Annotated in this window: 22 protein-coding genes; 12 read left to right on the forward strand and 10 right to left on the reverse strand. The window is 33.0% G+C overall.

Going from position 1 to position 23,219, the window contains the following annotated elements; all coding sequences use genetic code 11:
• Positions 1-35: 35 nt before the first annotated feature.
• Positions 36-1,130, reverse strand: a complete 1,095-nt coding sequence (gene ychF / locus D1818_RS03595; protein ID WP_118456431.1) for a redox-regulated ATPase YchF — start codon at positions 1,128-1,130, stop codon at positions 36-38.
• 221 nt (positions 1,131-1,351) lie between these two features.
• Between ychF and D1818_RS03600 the strand changes: the two genes are divergently transcribed.
• Both D1818_RS03600 and D1818_RS03605 read left to right on the forward strand, forming a co-directional pair.
• Entirely contained in the window at positions 1,352-1,903 is a 552-nt protein-coding gene (locus D1818_RS03600; protein ID WP_118456432.1) for a hypothetical protein, read from the forward strand.
• A 155-nt stretch (positions 1,904-2,058) separates the two neighbouring features.
• Positions 2,059-2,244: a hypothetical protein gene (locus D1818_RS03605; RefSeq protein WP_118456433.1), complete on the forward strand. Its 186-nt coding sequence runs from the start codon at positions 2,059-2,061 to the stop codon at positions 2,242-2,244.
• A gap of 122 nt (positions 2,245-2,366) precedes the next feature.
• On the opposite strand, the gene D1818_RS03610 is transcribed toward D1818_RS03605, so the two are convergent.
• The gene (locus tag D1818_RS03610; protein ID WP_158596922.1) at positions 2,367-3,701 is read right to left on the reverse strand and encodes an RICIN domain-containing protein; all 1,335 of its coding nucleotides are present in this window, start codon (positions 3,699-3,701) and stop codon (positions 2,367-2,369) included.
• A 338-nt stretch (positions 3,702-4,039) separates the two neighbouring features.
• Entirely contained in the window at positions 4,040-5,995 is a 1,956-nt protein-coding gene (locus D1818_RS03615) for a polysaccharide lyase family 7 protein (RefSeq protein ID WP_118456435.1), read from the reverse strand.
• 480 nt (positions 5,996-6,475) lie between these two features.
• On the opposite strand from D1818_RS03615, the gene D1818_RS03620 reads away from it, so the two are divergent.
• The gene (locus tag D1818_RS03620; protein ID WP_118456436.1) at positions 6,476-9,091 is read left to right on the forward strand and encodes a TonB-dependent receptor; all 2,616 of its coding nucleotides are present in this window, start codon (positions 6,476-6,478) and stop codon (positions 9,089-9,091) included.
• Positions 9,092-9,149: 58 nt separating this feature from the next.
• On the opposite strand, the gene D1818_RS03625 is transcribed toward D1818_RS03620, so the two are convergent.
• From D1818_RS03625 to D1818_RS03640, 4 genes are all read right to left on the reverse strand, one after another.
• Positions 9,150-9,995, reverse strand: a complete 846-nt coding sequence (locus tag D1818_RS03625) for an alpha/beta hydrolase (protein ID WP_118456437.1) — start codon at positions 9,993-9,995, stop codon at positions 9,150-9,152.
• The gene (locus D1818_RS03630) at positions 9,982-10,857 is read right to left on the reverse strand and encodes an alpha/beta hydrolase (protein WP_118456438.1); all 876 of its coding nucleotides are present in this window, start codon (positions 10,855-10,857) and stop codon (positions 9,982-9,984) included. The genes D1818_RS03625 and D1818_RS03630 overlap by 14 nt, the downstream gene beginning before the upstream one ends.
• Positions 10,858-10,971: 114 nt before the next feature.
• A complete protein-coding gene (locus D1818_RS03635; RefSeq protein ID WP_118456439.1) occupies positions 10,972-11,583 on the reverse strand; it encodes an outer membrane beta-barrel protein in 612 nt (203 codons plus the stop codon).
• Between the two features lie 118 nt (positions 11,584-11,701).
• Positions 11,702-12,052 carry a 4Fe-4S dicluster domain-containing protein gene (locus D1818_RS03640; RefSeq protein ID WP_118456440.1) on the reverse strand — a complete coding sequence of 117 codons (351 nt, stop codon included), beginning with the start codon at positions 12,050-12,052 and terminating at the stop codon, positions 11,702-11,704.
• A gap of 65 nt (positions 12,053-12,117) precedes the next feature.
• Between D1818_RS03640 and D1818_RS03645 the strand changes: the two genes are divergently transcribed.
• The 6 genes from D1818_RS03645 to D1818_RS03670 all read left to right on the forward strand — a co-directional run bounded on the left by D1818_RS03645 (position 12,118) and on the right by D1818_RS03670 (position 17,384).
• Complete coding sequence (locus D1818_RS03645; protein WP_118456441.1) at positions 12,118-13,179, forward strand: acyl-CoA reductase; 1,062 nt, start codon at positions 12,118-12,120, stop codon at positions 13,177-13,179.
• A 127-nt stretch (positions 13,180-13,306) separates the two neighbouring features.
• Positions 13,307-14,371 carry a 3-phosphoserine/phosphohydroxythreonine transaminase gene (serC, locus tag D1818_RS03650; RefSeq protein ID WP_118456442.1) on the forward strand — a complete coding sequence of 355 codons (1,065 nt, stop codon included), beginning with the start codon at positions 13,307-13,309 and terminating at the stop codon, positions 14,369-14,371.
• Positions 14,372-14,444: 73 nt separating this feature from the next.
• Positions 14,445-15,395 carry a D-2-hydroxyacid dehydrogenase gene (locus tag D1818_RS03655; protein WP_118456443.1) on the forward strand — a complete coding sequence of 317 codons (951 nt, stop codon included), beginning with the start codon at positions 14,445-14,447 and terminating at the stop codon, positions 15,393-15,395.
• 192 nt (positions 15,396-15,587) lie between these two features.
• Positions 15,588-16,232 (forward strand): DUF937 domain-containing protein, encoded by a 645-nt coding sequence (locus tag D1818_RS03660; RefSeq protein WP_118456444.1) that lies wholly within the window; start codon positions 15,588-15,590, stop codon positions 16,230-16,232.
• A 168-nt stretch (positions 16,233-16,400) separates the two neighbouring features.
• A complete protein-coding gene (locus D1818_RS03665; protein ID WP_118463483.1) occupies positions 16,401-16,820 on the forward strand; it encodes a DUF6146 family protein in 420 nt (139 codons plus the stop codon).
• Between the two features lie 39 nt (positions 16,821-16,859).
• Entirely contained in the window at positions 16,860-17,384 is a 525-nt protein-coding gene (locus tag D1818_RS03670; protein WP_118456445.1) for a DUF6787 family protein, read from the forward strand.
• A gap of 55 nt (positions 17,385-17,439) precedes the next feature.
• Here the strand turns inward: D1818_RS03670 and D1818_RS03675 are convergent, their stop codons facing one another.
• From D1818_RS03675 to msrA, 3 genes are read right to left on the reverse strand one after another with little or no spacing between them, the layout of a single operon-like run.
• Positions 17,440-17,754, reverse strand: coding sequence for a hypothetical protein (locus D1818_RS03675; RefSeq protein ID WP_118456446.1), 315 nt, complete (start codon positions 17,752-17,754; stop codon positions 17,440-17,442).
• A 47-nt stretch (positions 17,755-17,801) separates the two neighbouring features.
• Positions 17,802-18,398, reverse strand: a complete 597-nt coding sequence (gene folE, locus D1818_RS03680) for a GTP cyclohydrolase I FolE (RefSeq protein WP_118456447.1) — start codon at positions 18,396-18,398, stop codon at positions 17,802-17,804.
• A gap of 10 nt (positions 18,399-18,408) precedes the next feature.
• Entirely contained in the window at positions 18,409-18,966 is a 558-nt protein-coding gene (gene msrA / locus D1818_RS03685; protein ID WP_118456448.1) for a peptide-methionine (S)-S-oxide reductase MsrA, read from the reverse strand.
• Between the two features lie 147 nt (positions 18,967-19,113).
• On the opposite strand from msrA, the gene D1818_RS03690 reads away from it, so the two are divergent.
• From D1818_RS03690 to D1818_RS03700, 3 genes are read left to right on the forward strand one after another with little or no spacing between them, the layout of a single operon-like run.
• Positions 19,114-21,546: a DUF5916 domain-containing protein gene (locus D1818_RS03690; RefSeq protein WP_118456449.1), complete on the forward strand. Its 2,433-nt coding sequence runs from the start codon at positions 19,114-19,116 to the stop codon at positions 21,544-21,546.
• 53 nt (positions 21,547-21,599) lie between these two features.
• Positions 21,600-22,268: an ABC transporter ATP-binding protein gene (locus D1818_RS03695; RefSeq protein WP_118456450.1), complete on the forward strand. Its 669-nt coding sequence runs from the start codon at positions 21,600-21,602 to the stop codon at positions 22,266-22,268.
• Between the two features lie 50 nt (positions 22,269-22,318).
• Complete coding sequence (locus D1818_RS03700) at positions 22,319-23,092, forward strand: TIGR02757 family protein (protein WP_118456451.1); 774 nt, start codon at positions 22,319-22,321, stop codon at positions 23,090-23,092.
• The last annotated feature ends 127 nt before the right edge of the window (positions 23,093-23,219 follow it).

Genomic DNA, 23,219 nt, shown 5'->3' on the forward strand with positions numbered 1-23,219 from the left:
AAGAGGTTTTGTATAAAAAATAATTTCTATATAAATTACACGTTAAATAAGAAGTGCATAACATCACCATCACTTACTACATATCCTTTTCCTTCTACTCCAAGTTTACCCGCTTCTTTTACTTTAGCTTCACTACCATAAGATACATAATCATCATACTTAATTACTTCTGCTCTTATAAATCCTTTTTCAAAATCCGTATGGATTACACCCGCTGCCTGAGGTGCTGTAGCACCAATAGGAATTGTCCAAGCTCTTACTTCTTTTACTCCTGCAGTAAAATAAGTTTGTTGATTTAATAGCTTATACGCTGCTCGAATCAATACAGATGCTCCAGGCTCTTCTAATCCCATATCCTGAAGAAACATTTGTCTTTCTTCATAATCATCAAGCTCCGTTATATCTGCTTCGGTTCCAACGGCTAGAATAATTACCTCAGCATTTTCTGATGCAACTGCTTCTTTTACTCTTGTAACGTGATCATTTCCATCAACAGCAGCACTTTCGTCTACGTTACAAACGTATAATACTGGTTTGTCCGTAATAAATTGTAATGGTTTTACAAACGCCAAATCATCATCATCAGAGACGTCAATCGCTCTTATGGATATTCCAGCTTCTAAACCTTCTTTTAATTTTAGTAATACTGCTTCTTCTTTCTGAGCTTCTTTATTACCAGTTTTTGCAGCTCGTTTGATCTTATCCAACTTTTTTTCAAGTGTTTCTAGATCTTTCAGCTGTAATTCTATATCTATGGTTTCTTTATCCCGAATTGGATCAATAGAACCATCAACGTGTACGATATTATCGTTATCAAAACAACGTAATACATGAATAATCGCATCAGTCTCTCTAATATTTCCTAAAAATTGATTTCCTAGACCCTCTCCTTTACTTGCTCCTTTTACCAATCCAGCAATATCTACAATCTCTACGGTAGCTGGTAGGACACGCTCAGGATTTACTAATTCTTCGAGTTTTTCTAATCTAGGATCAGGTACATTTACAACACCTATATTAGGTTCAATTGTACAAAATGGAAAGTTAGCACTTTGCGCCTTTGCATTAGACAAACAATTAAAAAGTGTTGATTTTCCTACATTTGGTAATCCAACTATTCCTGCTTTCATAATTATGATATGTATAAGAGCTAATAAGATATTAGCTCAAATTTTTGAGAATGCAAAGATAACAGTATTGACACTTAGTATACAAATACTACGTAAAGAGATTATAATTAAAAATAAATATATTCAATCCTGTTTGCCACAGTAATTACCCTTTTAATATAATCACTATAAAATGATTTTATTACTTTTTCGTAATTTTACAATAACAAATAAACAAACCAATGAAAACTCTAAGAAACTTAGTAACAATTATCTTTTTCTTTTGCACTTGTATAAACTATGCACAATCCGAAGATAAAAAAGAAGAGAAAGAAAAGGCAGAAGAAACGAAGGCCAAAGAAAATACTTCTGAAGAAGTAGTAACTAAAATAATCAGAATTAAAGGCGCTAATGGAGAAGAAAAAGTAATCAAACAGCAACAAGTAATTACTAAAAAAAGTGAAGTAAAACTAAGTCCTGATGAAGAAGATGGTGAAACCAATAGAACTGCAGTATATGAACCTGAAAAAGTATCTATCAAAAACTCTGGAACGACTTCTAATGAAAAAATATATAGCAGTATCTCTGATGGCTCGGGTTATATATTAACGCTCATCGATGAAAAAGGAGAAAAAACATCTAAAGCCAAACCTGTTTCTAATGGATATTACTTAGTAAATATGGGATCAAAAGATAATTGTCTTGGACATTTTGATGAAGATAAAAATTTAATTTTAGAAACTTACGATTCAACAACTGATACTGTTATTACCTTAACTTATAAATTAAAATAGGTTGTAACTTAAGATTTCGATTAACTTCAACTTTTTTGTATTTAAGGATTTTAAATTAGGTACTTAATTTATTGTTTCAAAAACTACCCGTAACGGATGGGAATCTTTGACTATTAATTAAGTAATTTTATGGTTTAATCCTTAAATTAAATAAAATGTTACACAGTATTTTAAACTTAGATGGTGTTCAAACTTTAGACAAAAAGCAACAACAAATAATTAAAGCTGGTGGTTGGCCAAGAACCGAAGAAGATTGTTATTTATGTGGCGGAATTAGTTGGATTCCTAACCCACTTAATGGTGGTTTATGCGAATTATCTTGGGACTCTGTATGCCTTTAATTATTAAACTGTTTTTTAATAAATCGAAAATAGCCCGATGTATCGTATACATCGGGCTATTGTGGTAGTAAATTAACCTATTTAATACTAAGCAATTAATATTTAAAAAAAACGACTTTAACTTAGTTAACGCTAAGGTCTTTGATAGAAACTTGTCCGTATACATTAGAGCTAGAATGACTGCTCTTAGTTGACTGTAGGTAGCATCCTGCTTTGAAATAATTTTCATTTGCATTACCGATATCAACAGATCTAAATAAGGTCGACGTTCTGTTTCCACTATTGTTAAGGTTATATAAACTAACCACTCCATTCCTCATAGCTAACTCAAAATAATACTCGGTATCCATTTGCATATTAAAATCAATGGTTCTTCCACTTCCTTCTATTTCTTCAGTTACATATCCCAATATTCTTAAATCAACGGATCCTGAATTTTGACCACTACTACCCTGAACCTGAACTCTAATAACATCATCATAAAAGTCATCTCTTTCATGGATTTGACCAAATGCTAATTTACCAGATGGAGGTAAATCTTCTATTTTGAATCTCCATTTCATCGAGTGTTCTGTATTTGTATTACCGTTCCAATAACCATCTCCTCCATTTATTCTTTGTCTTAGTTCTGATCTAGGATTAGAAGAACCTCCAGAAGTTGGGTTTCCTGGGTAGCATCTAAATGCTGCATATCCATTCTTTTCGAAAAAGAAATGACTCTCGCCAGTACTTGCATTATCTGCATAACTCAATCCGTTATTGTTACTACCCACATTAAGATTACCACTAAAACCATTTAGCTTCCAACCACTTCCTATAATACTAGCAGCAGTTCCTCCTCCAGGCGGTGGTGGCGGTGGAGTACCTCCTACTTCAGTAAAAAACCATCTAAATTTGTCATCACCATTCCAAGAACGTGACTCTACATTTGCACCGTTAGAGGTACTTCCACCAGCAACACCAATAGATTTGCCACTATCTCGAGATTTTAATCTGTAATAACCACTACCAACACTAATAATTTGCCATTCCTGATGGCTACTTCCGTTATAAGATCTTGATTCTATATTAGCTCCATTAGCATTACTTCCATCCTTCACAGTAATTGACTTACCACTATCGATACCTTTAAGTCTATAATAACCATTACCAGCACTAATAACCTGCCATTGTCTATGGGTACCATTTGCATCTCCCCATTGTTGAATGTTAGCTCCATTAGCATTGCTTTTGTTTGCAACGTCCATATGCAATCCGCTTTTTTTGTTTCTTAAATAATAAGTTCTCCCTGAAACTGGGGTTGCTTTTTCAAATGTTTCTTCTTCGAAACTTGATTCTGCTGGCTCTACAAACTCTTCTGACTCACAAGATGGTGTAAGTACAAAGCTTAACAACAAGAACATTTTAGCTAGGAAAGCAGTAGATATGCCTTTCCATTGGGTTACATGAGTTTTCATAATAGTTAGTTTTGAATTATTCATAAAATTTGTGTTAAATATTTGGTTGTCCAATATTTAAATTGGTTAACCAATTTAGTTACACAATATTAATGATTTATTAACTCAACTCAAACGTTTTCGTATTTTTTTTTGAATTTTAACTAATTATAGTGTTAAAATTTTAACCATATATATATTATTTAATGGTATTTTTTGTTAAAATGATATTTATATCTCCTTTCAAGACTATTTATTGAAGTTTTATACATTATTGGATCGTATTAATACTATAAAAAAGACCACCTAAATATACTTAGGTGGTCCAATTTTTAGTATCCAAAACTATTTCTCTAAATCTAATTATCAGGAAATACAACTAAGTTTTTAATCAATACCTGACCATAGTCACTAGAACTTTCGTGACTACTACTTGTTGATTGTAAATAACATCCTGCCTTAAAATAGTTTTCATCTGCATTACCTATATCGATAGACTTAAATAACTCTTCTATTCTATTGCCTCCATTATTTAAATTGTATAAGGTAACAACTCCATTACTCATCGTTAATTCAAAATAATATTCTGTATCCAACTGCATATCAAAATCAATTGTTCTTCCCTCACGATCTTCTACTTTCTCAGTTACATATCCCAATATCCTCAAGTCTACTTTACCAGAACTTTGACCAGCATCCCCTTGTACCTGAACTCTTATCACATCATCATAAAAATCATTTCTCTCATGAATTTGTCCAAATGCTAATTTACCGGAAGGCGGTAAATTTTCGACTTTAAATCTCCACTTCATAGAGTATTCTGTATTTGTATTACCATTCCAATAGCCATCTCCACCACCTATAACCTCTCTCAATTCTGATCTTGGATTACTAGATCCTCCAGAAGAAGGGTTACCAGGATAACATCTAAATGCAGCATATCCATCTTTCTCAAAGAAAAAATGACTCTCATTTTTACTAGCATTATCTTCATAATCTAATCCATTGTCACTACTACCAATATTTAAAGAACCAGAAAATCCATTTAACTTCCATCCAGGGCCGATAATACTAGCTGCACTTCCTCCTGGTGGTGGACCTTGAGGTGTTGCATTTATAATTCTACTAGCAGAAACGTTGCCAGAATTATCTACTGCGACTACAGTAAATGTGTACGAAGTACCATTAACCAAGTTGTTAATAGTCACATTTTCTCCTAAAGAAGTTACCTCTCCTCCATCATACGTAATACGTACTTTATTAAAATCAGTGTCACCGGGATTATTCCAATTTAAAGCTACAGAACTATTACCAGCTCTTGCGCTTAATCCAGAAACTGGTCCAGGAGGAGTTGTATCACCGGGCTCGCCACCTTCTCCATAAATTTCTGTTTCTATGATACTATTCCAACTACTACTGGAATTACCAAAACAAGATATTCTTACATATCTAGCCTCTACATTATCAAAATCATAGGTTTCTAAACCTTCGGTAGCACCACTACTCCCATCTGTTTTTGCGTCAAATACAGTATTCAAGGAAGATATCGAGTTACCAACTCTAATTTTAAAATATGCCTTTCTTTCATCACCTTTAAACCAAGCTATTTTTAAACTTGAAACTGTTTTTGTAGCACCAAGATCATAAGTAATATATTTACCCGTATATCCGTTAGAAGACCATCTTGATTCGGTATTTTCAATTTCTCCGTCAATTGTCTTTTCTGGTCCGTAACCAGTTTGATTTCCATTAGCAGAAACACCTATTGGTACGATCTTACCTGATTCTGTAGGATCTTCCAATTCAGAACCTTCCAGTGTAAAATCATCAAAACGAACATCTCCACTATCTCTAGTACCCAAAATTGTGACCGAAGATGAACTTCCACTGTTAAATGCAATACTAATTTCTTCATAGTTACTAGTATTAAAGTCATTAGTTTGACCACCTACGGAAAGTTTTCCATTTCCATTAACCCAAGCTTTTAATATATAATCAGTGTTTTGGCTTACACTTACTGTTTGCTCGATTCTACCTGAAGAACTTGTTACTTTACCAGCTTTGGATCCAGAATACTCGTCACCAGAGATAGCATATTTAGCATTGTCGCCCCAACTCACTTCGCCTGATTCGAATCCAGGGTTTTGGATAGGTACAGAAGCCCTTATTTCGGAATCATCTTTAATTTCTTCTAAGAATTCATCGTCAATTTGTTCATTGGTGCAGCTGACTGCTAAAACAAACAGCAGCAATAAGAATGTAGTAATACATGACAAGTAAGATAACTTTCCCCTAATTATTGGTGATTTTTTCATTTGTTAGTATTTTTTAAAAAATGTTTACGTTTTCCCTTAAACTACCGATTTAATTAAATTGGTTGACCAATTTTTCAATATTACTAATTTTTTAACACTTCGCAAACGTTTTCGTAATATAATTATCACTTTTTTTTAATATTCATAATTTTAGTGTGCCACGAATGCTTATCCCAACTCGACTAAAAATTACATAAAAAAAATAAGAGAAATCTTTAGAACCTTACCCTTGTGTCATTTTAAAAAAATCATATTCAAGAAAATAATCAAGTGACGTTTTTCAAAAAAACATTTCTTACTTGAAAATCCGCGAATAGTACTGTAGGACCTACAAGAAGACTCGCCAAAAATGATGTAAGAAATTTAAAGAATCATCAAGTTTTAATATTTCCTAATTCAAAACTTGTAATAAATAGTATGCAACTTCTCCCTTTAATATTTATTGAATATCTTTATTCAAAACCAATAAATATAATTTACATGAAAAAACTCACACTCATTTTATTTGGCTTATTCACAAGTTTAGGATTTAGCCAACGAATTGTTACAGGAACAGTAACAGACACTTCGGGATTACCAGTACCTTTTGTTAACATTGTAGAAAAAGGCTCTAATAAGGGTACTACAACTGATGATGACGGAAAATATACCATTGCAGTAGATGAAAATGCAGTCTTGGTATTTAGTTTTGTAGGTTTCCAAACTCAAGAAATTCCTGTAGGTACTAACGACAAGATTGATGTTGTGCTTTCAGAAGGAGAAGCACTTAGCACAATCATTGTAGTAGGATCCAGAAGTCCTAAACGTACTGCTACTGATACTCCGGTAGCAGTAGATATTATAGATATGCAAGATATTGTCACAAAAAGTGGTAAAATAGAAATCAATGAACTATTACAGTATTCTGCTCCTTCATTTAATGCCAATAAACAATCAGGGTCTGATGGTGCCGACCATATTGATCCTGCAAGTTTGCGAGGTTTAGGTCCTGATCAGACACTAGTTTTAATCAACGGAAAAAGAAGACACAGTTCTTCTCTCATTAATATCTTCGGAACAAGAGGTCGAGGAAATTCTGGAACTGATCTTAATACGATTCCTGCGACTTCTATTAAAAGAATCGAAATTCTAAGAGATGGTGCTGCTGCGCAATACGGTTCTGATGCTATTGCAGGAGTTATTAATATAGTTCTAAAAGACAATATTGATAAACTTAGTGGTAGTATAAGCTATGGTGCATACAATACGAATGCTAAAGGAGATTTCCCTGATGGAACTCCAAATACTGATGGTAATCGTTTGGACACTGAAAATGATGGTAACAGACTAGCAGATGATAAGAGTCTTGATGGTGGTTCTGTAAAAGTAACTGCTAATTACGGAGTTGGTATCGGAGAAAAGGGATATATCAATTTTACCACAGAATATTTAAGCAAAAACAAAACGCTTAGACCAGGATTTGATTTTAGAAGAGGTTTTGGTGAAGCGGCAATAGATGGCTTTAATTTCTTTGCTAATGCTAGTATTCCGTTATCAGATAAAACTGAATTATATGCCTTTGGAGGTAGAAACTATCGAGATACTGACGCATTTGCTTTTACTCGTAATGGTGGTGAACGTGTAGTTACCGAAATTTATCCTAATGGCTTTACACCAAGAATTACTTCTAATATCATTGATAATTCAATTTCTGCTGGGGTAAGAACTGAAACAGACAATGGCTGGAAAATAGATCTTAGTAATACCTGGGGAAAAAACAATTTCCACTATTTTATTGAAGGAACACTAAATGCATCTCTAGAAGAAAACTCTCCTAAAGAATTCGATGCAGGAGGGCATAGTTTAAGTCAAAATACAATTAATTTAGACTTCTCGAAATATTACCCTAAAATAACCAAAGGTTTGAACCTAGCTTTTGGAGCAGAATACAGAACAGAAAATTTTATCATTTTTGCAGGAGAAGAAAGCTCTTATGCTACTTATGATGTTAATGGACTCCCTATTACCGATCCTGCTACTCAAACCCAACCTATAGATCCCGTAAGTGGTGATCCAAGATCTGGGGGATCACAAGGATTTCCGGGATACAGTCCTGCTAATGAAGTGGATCGATCTAGATCTAATTTATCCCTATATGCTGATGCAGAATTAGATGTTACGGATGCTTTTTTAATAGCGGGAGCTGCAAGATTTGAAAATTATAGTGATTTTGGAAGTACTATTAATGGAAAACTAGCATTTAGAGTAAAAGCCTCAGACAACATTAACTTAAGAGCTTCTGTAAGTACTGGGTTTAGAGCCCCCTCATTGGCACAAATCTATTATAACCTTAGATTTACGGATTTCCAAGGAGGTGTAGCTACAGAAACATTATTATCTCCAAATAATAGTCCTGTTACGGCATCTTTTGGGATAGACCGATTAAAAGAAGAAACTTCATTAAATGGATCCCTGGGTGTTACGGCTAAGCTAGGTGATTTCTCTGCAACTGTGGATGGTTATTATATTGATATTAAAGATCGTATTGTACTAACGGGTACTTTTGAAGCAACTGATTTTGATAATGTAAATGAGGCTCAATTTTTTGCTAACGGGGTGGATACAGAAACCGTAGGTATGGATGTTGTACTTTCCTGGAAAAGTAATTATGATTTTGGAACATTATCTGCACTATTAGCGGGAAATGTCAATAATATGTACATAACTTCTATTAATACTAACCTAGATACAGATATCTTTTTTGGTAAAAGAGAGCAAGGGTTTTTGCTGGCTTCTGCACCAAGAAGTAAGTTTGCCCTAAATTTAAATTATAATAATGATAAATTTAATGCCGGTCTTGGTCTGACTCGTTTTAGTGATATCACCTTAGTCGATTTTGATGATAATGAAGATATATATGGTGCAAAAATAACAGCCGATTTAACAGTTGGTTATGAGTTAACAGATCAACTGAAACTTACTATTGGCGGAAACAATATTACTAATGAATATCCAGATCAACAAGATGACTTAACAGAAGCCGGTGGTTACTGGGATGCTGTACAAATGGGATTCAGTGGTGCATATTACTATGCTAGATTAGATTTTAATTTCTAATTAAATTACTGTCACGCAGGGCGAAGTCGAAATGTATTATTTTACTAAGTGTAAATATCTACTTCTCGACTCCGCTCGAAGTGACATTCTGGTTTTCGTTAGAGTTTCTATCTAAAATCTTATCAATAGTTTTTATATATTCTTCAAAGTTTATCAAGTCGTTATGCGACCCACCTTCAATAGTAATCATTCTCTTTTCAGATATAGGTATACTTTCAAACAATCTTTTACCAGAAGCATACGGGACTACTCCATCATCAGTACCGTGATAAATAGTAACAGCACAAGTTACATCTTGTATAAATTCATTCGACGCAAACTTAAATTTCAATATACTTTTTACAGGAAAAATCGGTAACCAATAAGAAGTAACTTCTTCCATGGTATTATATGGTGTTTCTAAGATCAAACTGCTTGGTTGGTTGGTTGATGCAATTTTTGTAGCAATACCTGTCCCCAAAGATCTACCATATAGTATTATTCGATCCTCTTTATACAGTTTTGATGTATAATCATAAAACAACTGGGCATCCTTGTATAAATTTTCTTCTGTTATTATACCTGTACTCTTTCCATAACTTCTATAATCCATTACGATCACATCGTACTGCTTTTTAGCAAAAAAAGTAGTTATACGCCCCCATCTGGATAAGCTTCCTTTATTCCCATGAAAATACAAAATTACTCCTTTAGGGTGTTTGTTTTTAAAATGTATGGCATTTAAGCGTTCACCATCTGTAGTCTCCAGAAAAAATTCTTCAAAAGGATGATCAAATTGAAAAGTATAATTTTTAGGAAGTTTTTTAGGCTGAAAAATAATTTTATGCTGAAAGAAACTTAATAACCCTAAAACCATAAAATATATTATCAATGTCCATATTAGGACTTTTTTAAGCTTGGACATTCACTTTTTTTTCAGCATGTCTTGCGCCAATGCTCGTATTAGAGAGATTTATTTTTCTCATCTTCGAGTTAATAATTTCTCCTAGCATTTTATGATAAGATTCAAAATTATTTAGGTTTTTATGCCCTCCACCAATGACAGTGTATAATCGGGTAAGTTTTGGTTTTATTTTTGATAATTTAATACTAGATTTAAAAGGAATCAATTTATCCTGTGTCCCGTGGATAATATGTATAGGACAATTCACATATTTTAACCACTTATAAGTAGGTATTGGATATCTCATGATTAAAGAAACGGGCATAAAAGGAATAAATTTACCCGCTACTTTACTCAAACTGTAATAGGGAGCATCGAGAATTAACATTTTAGGATTATTGATAGAAGCTAATTTTGTTGCAAAGCCAGATCCCATAGACCTACCGTATAGAATGATGTATTTTTCGTCTACTTTTTCCTTTAGCTTATTATAGACAAATTGAAGATCTCTTTTTATAGCCTTAAAAGAACGTCTACCAGTACTTTTACCAAATCCGCGATAATCTAACATACACACATCATACCCATGCCTGGTAAAATCCACAGCAAATTTACCCCAACCTTTTATACTCTTGGAATTTCCTTTAAGATATAAAACAACTCCTTTAGGGTTCTGAACCTTAAAATGAAGCCCATTGATTACAGCTCCATCTCTAGTTTCTAGATTATACTCCTCTACAACTTGATTATTATAATGAAACTCAAAATCCTTATTTAACTTTTCTGGCTTGAAAATGAAATACTCCTGCAAATAATACAATGCTACACTAGCTACAATATAAAATGCAAGAATAATAATTGCTATGTATCCCCAATTTGGCATATTAATATTCTTTTAGATGTATTTGTAAGTAACTAATTTACAAAAAATTAAACATAATTGTATAAAAAAATCCTGCCGAGGCAGGATCTTAACTAATATTATGTTTATTCTATTTTATCGTCTCGCGTCATATATTCTAAAACGAACTCCGACTCTAGCATATATATCGAAGAATTTACTATCTACATCAGTCAAGTTATCCGTAAAATCATTCATAGCCCCAGCTTCAAAAAAAATATCGAACATCTCTCCTACCATTTGAGAAAAACCTAGACCGTATACTCCTCCAAGAACCAATTGCTCATATGCATCTGATTCTAAATCTACACCAGCGAACTCTATACCTGTATTTAATCTAAAAGAAGGACCGACATTAATAAATGGTCTAAAGCGATCTTTACCTCTACCAAATAAATACCTGAATTTAGGATTAAAACCTACTTGCAATGCTTTAAAATCTGAAGTAATCGTTCCTCCGGGAAGATTTGTTATAACTTCACTATTTCTTTGTAAAATTTCAACGGAAAAAACAATACTAGTTTTGGCACGAACACCCATCACATATCCATATCCAGCATTAAAATGAAAACCAACACCACGGTTACTTTCAGAATTTTCGATATTAAGACTAGAACTAGTTATACCACCCGTTACTTCCCAGCGATATTGTCCATAAGAAGAAAAGGAAATAACAGTTAATAAGATAAAAAATATTAATTTTTTCATAATTTCATGTTTAAATTTGAGGTTAAATTCTTGACGAAAATACTAAAATTTAAAAAACGAGTATAAAAAAACCTGTCTAAACAGACAGGTTTATAATAAGTATCTATAAAATAGTTAGTTATTCTTTATGCATAAATGCCTGTTTCTGTAATAAAAATTCTTCCGTTTCAACTACATCTTCATCAGGTACACAACAATCTACAGGACATACCGCAGCACACTGAGGTTCCTCATGAAAACCTTTACACTCTGTACATTTATCAGGTACAATATAATAAATCTCATCGCTAACCGGTTCTTGAGCTTCTTCTGAATTAATCGCTTTACCACCAGGAAGCACTACATCACCTTCTAAATCGGTTCCATCTGCGTATCTCCAGTCATCCGCACCCTCATAAATCGCAGTATTCGGACATTCTGGTTCACATGCTCCACAGTTTATACATTCGTCCGTTATTATAATTGCCATAGCTTTTTTTATTCTAAATTTGCATCACAAAAATAACCCGTAAACTAGTGATAAACAAATTAGAAATGGTATTAAATGATCGAATAGTCGCTTTTTCTGAATTAGGCAGGTTCCTAAGTCAATTCAAAAATACTGGTTATGAGAAGATTAGCAACATAATGCATCAAGAAGATTTTTTTGATGGAATGATTCAAAAAATAGAATCTGCTAAACATCATAATGGTTGGTTTACGGAAGAAAATATCGTGTTTTCATTATCACAATGGAGTAAGACGCTTACAAAACATAATTTAGAACAATGGTTATCTTCTTATTCTTTAGACACTATAACGACTAAAACAATCGGAATCATTATGGCCGGTAATATCCCTTTAGTTGGATTTCATGATTTCATTTCAGTACTCGTAAGTGGGCATAATGTGCTGGTAAAACAATCTTCAAATGATAATCAATTACTTCCATATCTCGCATCATATCTAATTGCTATTGAACCAAGATTTGAAAAACGTATTTCTTTTACTGAAGAAAGATTTACTGATTTTGATGCTATGATTGCGACAGGAAGTAATAATACAGCTCGCTACTTCGAACATTATTTTGGCAATAAACCCAATATTATTCGTAAAAACAGAAATTCTGTTGCTGTATTAACTGGAAATGAGTCCAAAGAACAATTAGCAGCATTAGGGAATGATATTTTCACCTATTATGGTTTAGGTTGTAGAAGTGTTTCTAAACTTATGGTACCAAAAGGTTATGATTTTGACTTATTTTTTAGATCTATTTATGACTATAATGATATCATTAATGGAGCTAAATATGCTAATAACTATGATTATAATAAAGCTGTATACTTAATGAGTAATTTTAAGTTATTAGATAATGGTTTCTTAATGTTGAAAGAAGATTCAAGTTATGCTTCTCCTATAGCTACACTGTTTTATGAAACATACGGATCAAAAGAAGAATTACTACAAAAATTCGAAGCTGATAAAGAAGGTATACAATGTATAGTTGCTGATAATTTTTCTGACAATAGCATTGATTTTGGAACCACACAACATCCTTCTCTATCAGATTACGCAGATAATGTCGATGTTATTGAATTTTTAACAAAAATTGACTAAATAATTTATCATTTTGACAATGCTTTTGTTTTAGATTATTAGCACCTTTGTGGTGTTTTTTCTTACTGGTTTAAGGAGCCAGAAAACAACAAGAAAAGTAATTAATAAAAAACAATAAAAACTACTGATGAAAAAGCACAACTTTAGCGCAGGACCTTGTATTCTACCACAAGAAGTATTCAAAGAAGCATCCCAAGCCGTATTAGATTTTAACGATTCTGGGCTATCCATTTTGGAGATTTCACATCGTAGTAAGGATTTTGTAGATGTAATGGATGAAGCCCGCAGTTTGGCTTTAGAATTACTAGGCTTAGAGGGTAAAGGATATAAAGTACTTTTTCTTCAAGGAGGAGCTAGTACTCAATTCTTAATGACTGCATACAACCTATTACAATCAAAAGCGGGATATATCAATACTGGTAGCTGGAGTGATAAAGCTATCAAAGAGGCTAAAATTTTTGGAGAGGTTGTAGAAGTTGCATCTTCCAAAGATGCTAATTACAATTATATTCCTAAAGGATATGATGTTCCTGAGGATTTAGATTATCTACATTGTACTAGTAACAATACAATTTTCGGAACACAAATCAAAGATTTTCCAACTACCAAAGCTCCTCTTGTATGTGACATGAGTAGTGATATATTCTCTAGACAATTAGATTTTTCAAAATTTAGTTTAATCTATGCCGGAGCACAAAAAAATATGGGTCCAGCAGGAACTACATTAGTAGTTGTTAAAGAAGATATTCTTGGAAAAATAGAACGACAAATCCCATCTATGCTGGATTATAAAGTACATATTAGTAAGAGTAGTATGTTTAATACTCCTCCAGTATTTGCAGTTTATACTTCTATGCTAACATTAAGATGGTTGAAGAAATTAGGTGGAATTGCGGCAATTGAAGAACAAAACGAGAAAAAAGCAAATCTCATCTATTCCGAAATAGAGTTAAACCCTCTTTTTAAAGGATTTGCTGCAAAAGAAGATAGATCTATGATGAATGCTACTTTTTCTTTAGTAGATGAAGATCTTAAGGAAACGTTTGATGCTATGTGGAAAGAAGCAGGTATAAGTGGTGTAAATGGACATAGAAGTGTAGGAGGCTATAGAGCTAGTATGTATAACGCTATGACAATGGAAAGTGTTGCCGCTTTGGTAGATGTAATGAGTGATTTAGAGCGAAAAGCTTAATTAACCAACCTATTAATTTAGAAACTAAAATTCTAAAATAAGAATTCAAAATTTAAAAAATCAAACCTTTAAAATGAAAGTATTAGCAAACGACGGAGTATCTCAAAGCGGTATTGAGGCTTTGGAAAAAGCTGGATTCGAAGTACAAACTACAACAGTTGCTCAGGATCAGTTAGTAAATTATATTAATGAAAACGAAATCAATGTATTATTAGTTCGTAGTGCTACTAAAGTTAGAACGGATATCATTGACAATTGTAGTTCTTTAAAAATTATAGGACGTGGTGGTGTTGGTATGGATAATATCGATGTGACCTATGCACGTGAAAAAGGATTACATGTTATTAATACTCCTGCTGCATCTTCAGGATCTGTGGCAGAATTAGTTTTTGCTCACTTATATGGAAGTGTTCGTTTCCTTCATGATGCGAACAGAAATATGCCATTAGAAGGTGACAGCAAATTCAAGAACCTTAAAAAAGCATACGCCGGTGGAACTGAATTAAGAGGTAAGACACTAGGTGTAATTGGTATTGGCCGTATTGGTCAAGCGACAGCTAAGATTGCAATTGGAGTTGGTATGAATGTAGTTGCATTTGATCCATTTATTGAAGAAGTGGATATTCCTCTAGAGTTTTTTGATGGACAATCACTAAGTTTTAAAATCAAAACCGTTTCTAAAGAAGAAGTTCTTAAACAGGCGGACTTCTTTACTTTACATGTTCCTGCTCAAAAGGATTATGTTATTGGTAAAGCTGAGATTGAACAAATGAAAGACGGTGCTGGATTAATCAATGCGGCACGTGGTGGAGTTATTGATGAAGTAGCACTAGTAGAAGCTTTAGAAAATGGTAAATTAAGTTTTGCTGGTCTGGATGTTTTCGAAAATGAACCAAGTCCAGCTATTAAAGTATTAATGAATAATAAAATATCATTAACACCACATATTGGTGCTGCCACTGGTGAAGCACAAGATAGAATCGGTCAGGAACTTGCTGATCAGATAATTTCTATTTTGAAGTAGTAATTCCAATTAATAACATACTATTTTAAACTCCTTTTACATGTTCTTGTAAAAGGAGTTTTTTAGTTCAACCTGCCTTACGTCGATTAAATTTTCATTTCATCCGTTTTTCTCCAAAACAAAAACATCCTTTTTGATAATTTTATCAATAAAAAATGTAAATTTAGAACACATAATAAAAAATATTAAATCATGTCTGGAATTTTAGATCTTTTAAATAGCCCAGTGGGCCAACAAATTATAAGCGGAGTGAGTAGTCAAACAGGACAATCTACCGATAAAACAGGAAGTTTATTAAGCATGGCTATGCCTGTATTAATGGGAGCTATGCAAAAAAACGCTTCAACTCCTGAAGGAGCATCAGGATTATTAAGTGCAATTTCTGGTAAACATGCTGGCGGTGGTATTTTAGATAACTTAGGAGGATTGTTTGAAGGTGGTGTTGAAGATAATGTAACTAATGATGGCGCGGGAATTCTTGGGCATATTTTAGGAGGAAAACAACCAGCTGTAGAAAATGCATTAAGTCAAAAATCAGGAATGGATGCTGGTTCTGTAGCTCAGATTCTTAAAGTTGCTGCGCCAATCCTTATGGGTGTTTTAGGTAAACAAGCTTCGCAAAACAATGTATCTGATGCTAATGGATTAACTAATATGCTTGGAGGAATGCTAGGAGGAGGACAAGGGTCTAAACAACAATCACTAATAGAATCTTTTCTAGACGCAGATGGTGACGGTAGTATCCTTGATGATGTAGCTGGTATGGTACTTGGCGGCGGTAATAGTCAGAAAAAAGGCGGTCTTGGAGGATTATTAGGCGGTCTTTTTGGAAAATAGATTTACAATTATTGTTTTACAAAATATTGAAAAGAGTCTTGATGCAAACATCAAGACTCTTTTATTATTCCGTCCTATTCAAATTGATTTTTATAAATTAACATAACAAAAATGTTAAAGCTTAAAAGTAATTAATGTACTTTTAGTATTTTGATTTTTATTAAGATTATGAAAAATAGTATTTACACATTTATCCTAGTGTTATGTATCTATAGTTGTGGAACAACTAAAGATAGAAAACTTGATGTTACATCTGCAAATGAAATTTCTGATACCGTAAGGATTGCAAATGACAGTCTAGAGTATGAAATTATTATAATAGAACCAGGTTTTAATGGTTGGCTTGTTACCCAAAGACCGAGAGGATATTATTCCCAACAATTTTTGGAATCGAGAAACAGACTGTATGTTACAGAATATAATCAAAGAGTTATGCAACCCCAACTATTTGATCCTAATTTATATATTCTACAAATAAACTACGAACAACAAACTGATTATGGATACGAAGTAAATTATCTTCTATATAATTATTTTCTGTTTTTTGAAAAGCAATATCGACAACGATTTATGGTAAGTAGAGGTTAAAGATTTTGAGACAGAAAGTTTAAGTTGTATTTTTGCCGTATGCAAAAATTTAAAGATCGCTGGGAAATTCAGGCTAATTGGCAACTACTTTTTCCCATCCTAGGATTAATAGGATTATTATTTTCATCATTTTTACTAGGTAAGAGATTAATACTTGGGATTTTAAAATTTACAGAAACCCACAATTTTTATTTTCCTTTGTTGTCAATAATCACAGTACTTATTTTTACTGCATTATTATTCTTTACACTAAAGATCTTTATTCCCTTAGAAAAAAAATGGAATGTTACCTATCGATGGGAGCTAATTGCTATTTTTATTGCTTTTGCCGTTACAGGTTCTACAGCAGCAAGAATTTCTGATCCGATCATACAATTGATAGGTTTTGATAGAGAATCTACAAGTGGATGGATATATTGGCCTTTAAGAATATTTCTGATATTCCCTGTATATCAGATAATATTATTGATCGTAGGATGGCTATTCGGACAATTTAAATTCTTCTGGTGGTTTGAGAAAAAAATGCTTCGCAGAATGGGTTTTACACGATTTTTAAAAGATTGAACAAGTACCATAAAATATAAACCCTTTCGGGTTATAGTCAAAGCAATTCTTTTATTTACGAAACAACTTCTACTTCGATTATTTTAGCATCTTTATCAGTAATCTCTTCTTTATTAACAACAAAAGTATATAACCACATTAAAGTGAACGTAGGAATTATATCTGTTCCCGGAATTATTTCCTCGATAAAAGTTATAACCGAAGCTATCTTACCTTTTTTTCCAGGATACATATCAATCATCTTTTTTGCAGCATAAGGAGCCCAAATAATATCTAAAAATGGTCCAACAAATGGAACAGCTAAGGAAGCCATACCTATAAGATCATAAATAATACCTTTTTTTAATAATTTATATTTATTCTTTTTCATAAGTTTCTATTTGCTAATTATATAACAAAAAAAATGCCAAAAAATTGTTATGACAAGTCTGCAGTAATTAACCTTAAAAACTCGGTACGAGTCTCAATTTTTTCGAACTGTCCTCTAAATCCAGAAGTTGTAGTTACTGAATTTTGTTTTTGAACACCACGCATCATCATACACATATGGGAGGCTTCAATTACCACGGCTACACCTTTGGGTTTTAACGTATTATTAATGCACTCTAAAATATCATGAGTTAAACGTTCTTGCACCTGAAGACGTCTTGCAAAAACATCTACTATCCTTGGCAATTTACTTAAACCAACAATCTGACCATTAGGAATATATGCAATATGCGCCTTCCCAAAAAACGGTAACATATGATGCTCGCACAAAGAATACAATTCTATATCTTTAACAATGACCATATCGTCATAGTCTTCCTTAAACATGGCACTTTTCAGAATTTCTTCAGGATCCTGATGATATCCTTGAGTCAAAAATTGCATCGCTTTTGCAGCTCGTTCAGGAGTCTTTACTATTCCCTCCCTACTTACATCCTCTCCCAGATCCGTAATTATAGATTTAAATTTATCCTTTACATCATCAGTAACTTTTATGTTGTACTCTTCGAAATTATTATATGGCATTATATCTATGTTAGTTCTGTATTTCTTTTTTTAATTTACTTTTATAAGTAGCCTGCAATTTACTTAGTTTTGGATTAATCACAAACTGACAATATCCTTGATTACTGTTTTGATTATAATAATTCTGGTGGTAATCTTCAGCATTATAAAACGCACCTAAAGCTGCTACTTCCGTGACAATAGGATCATTAAAAACACCTTCAGTATTAAGATTAGTGATCATTATTTGCGATCTTTCTTTTTGATCATCATCTATATAAAATATGGCACTCCTGTATTGGGTTCCACGATCCGCTCCTTGCCTATTCAAAGTAGTAGGATCATGAGTAGCAAAAAAGATTTCTAATAATTCATTATAGCTAATGATATCAGTATCATATTCAATTTTTATTGCTTCGGCATGCCCAGTTCTTCCTGAAGTAATTTCACGATATGCCGGATTCTTAATGGTTCCTCCAGTATATCCAGAAACTACTTGATGCACACCTTCTAATCGTTGAAATACGGCTTCTGTACACCAAAAACATCCTCCAGCAAAAACAGCAGTCTTTAGGTTATTTTTTCCCATAATATTGTTAAATAGCAAATATTGTTTAACGAATTTACACATATACTAAACAGCGCTAACTCTTTTTAACTTTTCATTAGTAAGTCATTTAGTTGTAAATCCTAGTTTTGCAAGTAAGTCGAAAAAGTAAGGATTTTTTTACAAAACATGAATAGAAAATTACGCCCTATCTTAAGTGTGCTACTCGTTCTGCACGCTACTCTTTTATTTAGTCAGAAAAAAAAACAAATTACGGCGCACAGAATAACAACAGCTCCAAAAATAGATGGTATTCTGGATGATCTGATTTGGAAAAACATCCCTGCTTCTGGTGATTTTAGGATGTGGCAACCTGGAAATGAAGGAATAATACCAGAAAATCTTCGTACCGAAGTCAAAATGGCCTACGATAACAAAGCTGTATATTTTGCCGCGTATTTATATGATAATGAACCTAATAAAATATTAAAACAATTTAGCCAACGAGATGATGTCTTTGCACAAGCTGACTTTTTTAATATCTCTATAAATACTTATAATGATGGGATTAATGAAACTCGATTTTTTATTACAAGTGCAGGAACAATTGGGGATGCTAGAGCGGATCAGTTTAATGAAGATTTTAGTTACAATGTAGTTTTTAATGCTAAAATTTCCTACGATGAAAAAGGTTGGTATGCAGAATTCAAAATCCCTTACAACGCCTTACGTTTTCCTGAAGTAGCTGTACAGCATTGGAGTATTAACTTCTATCGACGATTACAGCATAGGAATGAAACACATTCTTGGAATTTTATAGATAATAAAATTGGGCAACGAACACAATATAATGGATTAGTAAAAGGTATAGAAAACATAAACCCTCCTGTGAGACTTACCTTTTTCCCTTTTGTACAAGGATTAGGTGCTACTTTCGATGGAAAAACTGAAACTGATTTTAGTGCCGGATTAGATGTTAAATATGGATTAAGTGATAGTTTCACATTAGATGCAACGCTAATACCTGATTTTGGACAAGCAGCTTTTGATGAAGTACGACTTAATCTAGGACCTTTCGAACAAACTTTCGGAGAGAACAGACAGTTCTTTACAGAAGGAACAGAGCTATTTAATAAAGGTCGAATCTTCTTTTCCCGACGTGTAGGTAATGGACCTTCTGGTTTTGTTTCTGAAGATGAACTTATGGAAAATGAAGTAGCTGAAGACAATCCTTCTAAGGTAAACTTACTGAACGCGCTTAAAATTTCGGGAAGAACTAAAGGAAATCTTGGTATTGGTTTTTTTAATGCTATTACAGAAAAAACAGAGGTCCGTATAACGGATACTATTACCGGAGAACAAAGAAGTAAAGTAGTAGAACCTCTAGCTAACTACAATATATTTGTTCTGGACCAACAGTTTAATAACAACTCATCTATTTCATTAATAAACACTAACGTAACCCGTAATGGCAGTGATTTTAGAGATGCCAATGTGACTGGTTTGGCATGGAATCTAGCCAACAAAGCAAATTCATATAGATTAACTGGTCGGTCAATAGTAAGTCAAGTAAATCTACCAGGAGATAATATTGCAGGTTTTAGATCAGAGTTGGATTTTGATCGTATCAAAGGTAAATGGAGATATGGATTTGGACATGATCTGGCCAATACTACTTTTGACATTAATGATTTAGGAGTGAATTTTAGAAATAACTTCAATAGTTTTAGAGTTAGTACATCCTATCAGATTTTTGAACCTACTAAATTGTTTAATAATTATAGAATCAATCTATTCGCTAGACATCGAAGATTATACGATCCTAGTGTACAAACTTCTAATTCTGTTGGGGTGGATTGGTTTTTCGTAACCAGAGAACGCTTTGGTTTCGGAGGGTTTACAATTTATGATTCTGATACAGACGATTATTTTGAACCTAGAGTAGATGGCAGATTTGTAACATACAGTGAGAATCTGGGTGTTAACTTATGGGTATCTTCAGATTATCGCAAAAAGTTTGCTTACGATGTGCGTGTATTTCATCGTAATTGGTTTGAAGATGATCAGCAAACCTATAGTATGAACCTTTCCCCTAGATATAGATTTTCTGATAAATTCTTAGTTATTTGGGCAACCGATTACTCTATAAGAAAACGCAATTTCGGATATATTGACAATGACGATACTGATGTATTCTTGGGTCAACGAGATATTACTACCATAGAAAACTCATTAAGTGCTAGTTACAATTTTGATCCTTATAAGGCGATTAATCTACGTTTTAGAAATTTCTGGAGTACTGCGGATTACTCCGAAAATATATTTTATACGTTAAACAATGATGGAACCCGTACTCAGACCGATTATGATGTTTCTGAAAATGATCCGAATACCAATTTTAATATATGGAATCTTGATCTAAGTTTTAGCTGGAGATTTGCTCCTGGAAGTGAAGCCACCCTACTTTATAGAAATCAAATTTTTAACCAAGATGAACTTTCTACAATTAATTACTCTGACAGTTTGGATAATCTTTTTGGTCAACCTATCCAACATACTTTATCATTAAGAGTGGTTTATTTTCTAGACATAAATAATTTAAAAGGTTCTTTTAAGGGATAATCTTGCCGAATTTTAGGATATTGGTTATTTTCACTGCTTCAAGAAACGTATAGATGATAAAAGCTAAAAATATTCACAAAAATTATGGAGACCTGCACGTATTAAAAGGTGTTGATCTACATATTAAAGAAGGTGAAATTGTTTCTATAGTGGGAGCTTCTGGAGCAGGAAAAACTACTTTGTTACAGATTTTAGGAACATTAGATAGAGCATCAGAGCTAAAAGGGAGTGATTTGTCGATCAATAATAACATTATCAATTTCTTATCTGAAAAACAATTATCTAAATTCCGAAATGAGCAATTAGGGTTTATTTTTCAATTCCACCAGTTACTACCAGAATTTACAGCCTTAGAAAATGTATGTATTCCGGCATTTATCAAAAAAGTTCCAAAAGCTGAAGCAGAAAAAAGAGCAAAGGAACTACTGGATTTTTTAGGTTTGGGACATCGATATGATCATAAACCTGCAGAACTTTCTGGTGGTGAACAACAAAGGGTTGCAGTAGCACGCTCATTAATTAATAATCCGAAGGTGATTTTTGCAGATGAACCCTCTGGTAATCTAGACAGTGAGTCTGCAGAGAATTTACATAAACTATTCTTTAAGCTTAGGGATGAATATGGTCAAACCTTTGTTATTGTTACCCATAATGAAGAGTTAGCGGATATGGCAGACAGAAAACTAGTGATGGTTGATGGTAAAATTGTAGATAAAACATAATCGTATTCATCTTTTTAATTTTTGAAATTTTCAATATTGATTAATACTTCGTGAAGAAACTAAACAAATCCGAACTCAAAGAATTTCTTGACGAAAAAGCTGCTTTTTATGAACAACCAAAATTCATAGAAACAGATCCAGTTCAAATTCCACATCTTTTTACACAAAAAGAAGATAAAGAAATAGCAGGTTTCCTGACGGCAACAATTTCCTGGGGTAATCGTAAAAGTATTCTTACCAATGCTCATAAGCTAATGCTCTTGATGAGAAATTCTCCTTATGATTTTGTAATGAATCATACAGATACTGATCTAGATGATTTAGAAGGTTTCGTCCATAGAACTTTTAATCATATTGATCTAACATACTTTATCAAAGCATTGCGGAATCTCTATATTAAATTCGAAGATATGGAAGGTTTTTTTAACCAATATGCAAACGATGAATATCTACAAACTGCAATTCATCATTTTAAAAAAGAATTTTTCAGCTTACCGCACGAAACGAGAACCGAAAAACACGTAAGCGATCCGCACAAAAACTCTGCTGCTAAACGAATAAATATGTTTTTTAGATGGATGATACGGGATTCCAACGCCGGTGTGGACTTAGGAATCTGGAATAGCCTATCCCCTTCCCAATTATCTTGTCCTTTAGATGTACATTCTGGTAATGTTGCTAGAAAACTAAATCTGCTAAGTAGAAAACAAAACGATGCCAAAGCATTACATCAGCTTGATGTTAATTTAAGGTTATTAGATCCACTAGACCCTGTAAAATATGATTATGCGCTATTTGGTTTAGGTGTTTTTGAAAAATTTTAGCTTAGAATAATTCTAAAGAGTAACATCCTGTTTACATTCTAAACATTAGGTTGACGTTTCTTTAATAAACATAAAACATTTTCATAAAGTTATTCAGCTTATGGTCGTAGTAAATTTGTCAAAACAA

Origin of the sequence: Aquimarina sp. BL5 (genome assembly GCF_003443675.1) — a bacterium.
Lineage (GTDB): Bacteria > Bacteroidota > Bacteroidia > Flavobacteriales > Flavobacteriaceae > Aquimarina.

Excerpts from the sequence above, each read along its gene's own strand:
- D1818_RS03645 (WP_118456441.1), top strand. The coding sequence starts at position 12,118 with ATGGTATTAAATGATCGAATAGTCGCTTTTTCTGAATTAGGCAGGTTC.
- folE (WP_118456447.1), bottom strand. The coding sequence starts at position 18,398 with ATGCCATATAATAATTTCGAAGAGTACAACATAAAAGTTACTGATGAT.
- D1818_RS03640 (WP_118456440.1), bottom strand. The coding sequence starts at position 12,052 with ATGGCAATTATAATAACGGACGAATGTATAAACTGTGGAGCATGTGAA.
- D1818_RS03630 (WP_118456438.1), bottom strand. The coding sequence starts at position 10,857 with ATGCCAAATTGGGGATACATAGCAATTATTATTCTTGCATTTTATATT.
- D1818_RS03615 (WP_118456435.1), bottom strand. The coding sequence starts at position 5,995 with ATGAAAAAATCACCAATAATTAGGGGAAAGTTATCTTACTTGTCATGT.
- msrA (WP_118456448.1), bottom strand. The coding sequence starts at position 18,966 with ATGGGAAAAAATAACCTAAAGACTGCTGTTTTTGCTGGAGGATGTTTT.
- D1818_RS03625 (WP_118456437.1), bottom strand. The coding sequence starts at position 9,995 with ATGTCCAAGCTTAAAAAAGTCCTAATATGGACATTGATAATATATTTT.
- ychF (WP_118456431.1), bottom strand. The coding sequence starts at position 1,130 with ATGAAAGCAGGAATAGTTGGATTACCAAATGTAGGAAAATCAACACTT.
- D1818_RS03660 (WP_118456444.1), top strand. The coding sequence starts at position 15,588 with ATGTCTGGAATTTTAGATCTTTTAAATAGCCCAGTGGGCCAACAAATT.
- D1818_RS03655 (WP_118456443.1), top strand. The coding sequence starts at position 14,445 with ATGAAAGTATTAGCAAACGACGGAGTATCTCAAAGCGGTATTGAGGCT.
- D1818_RS03600 (WP_118456432.1), top strand. The coding sequence starts at position 1,352 with ATGAAAACTCTAAGAAACTTAGTAACAATTATCTTTTTCTTTTGCACT.
- D1818_RS03620 (WP_118456436.1), top strand. The coding sequence starts at position 6,476 with ATGAAAAAACTCACACTCATTTTATTTGGCTTATTCACAAGTTTAGGA.
- D1818_RS03635 (WP_118456439.1), bottom strand. The coding sequence starts at position 11,583 with ATGAAAAAATTAATATTTTTTATCTTATTAACTGTTATTTCCTTTTCT.
- D1818_RS03610 (WP_158596922.1), bottom strand. The coding sequence starts at position 3,701 with ATGAAAACTCATGTAACCCAATGGAAAGGCATATCTACTGCTTTCCTA.
- D1818_RS03665 (WP_118463483.1), top strand. The coding sequence starts at position 16,401 with ATGAAAAATAGTATTTACACATTTATCCTAGTGTTATGTATCTATAGT.
- D1818_RS03605 (WP_118456433.1), top strand. The coding sequence starts at position 2,059 with ATGTTACACAGTATTTTAAACTTAGATGGTGTTCAAACTTTAGACAAA.
- D1818_RS03675 (WP_118456446.1), bottom strand. The coding sequence starts at position 17,754 with ATGAAAAAGAATAAATATAAATTATTAAAAAAAGGTATTATTTATGAT.
- serC (WP_118456442.1), top strand. The coding sequence starts at position 13,307 with ATGAAAAAGCACAACTTTAGCGCAGGACCTTGTATTCTACCACAAGAA.
- D1818_RS03690 (WP_118456449.1), top strand. The coding sequence starts at position 19,114 with ATGAATAGAAAATTACGCCCTATCTTAAGTGTGCTACTCGTTCTGCAC.
- D1818_RS03695 (WP_118456450.1), top strand. The coding sequence starts at position 21,600 with ATGATAAAAGCTAAAAATATTCACAAAAATTATGGAGACCTGCACGTA.
- D1818_RS03670 (WP_118456445.1), top strand. The coding sequence starts at position 16,860 with ATGCAAAAATTTAAAGATCGCTGGGAAATTCAGGCTAATTGGCAACTA.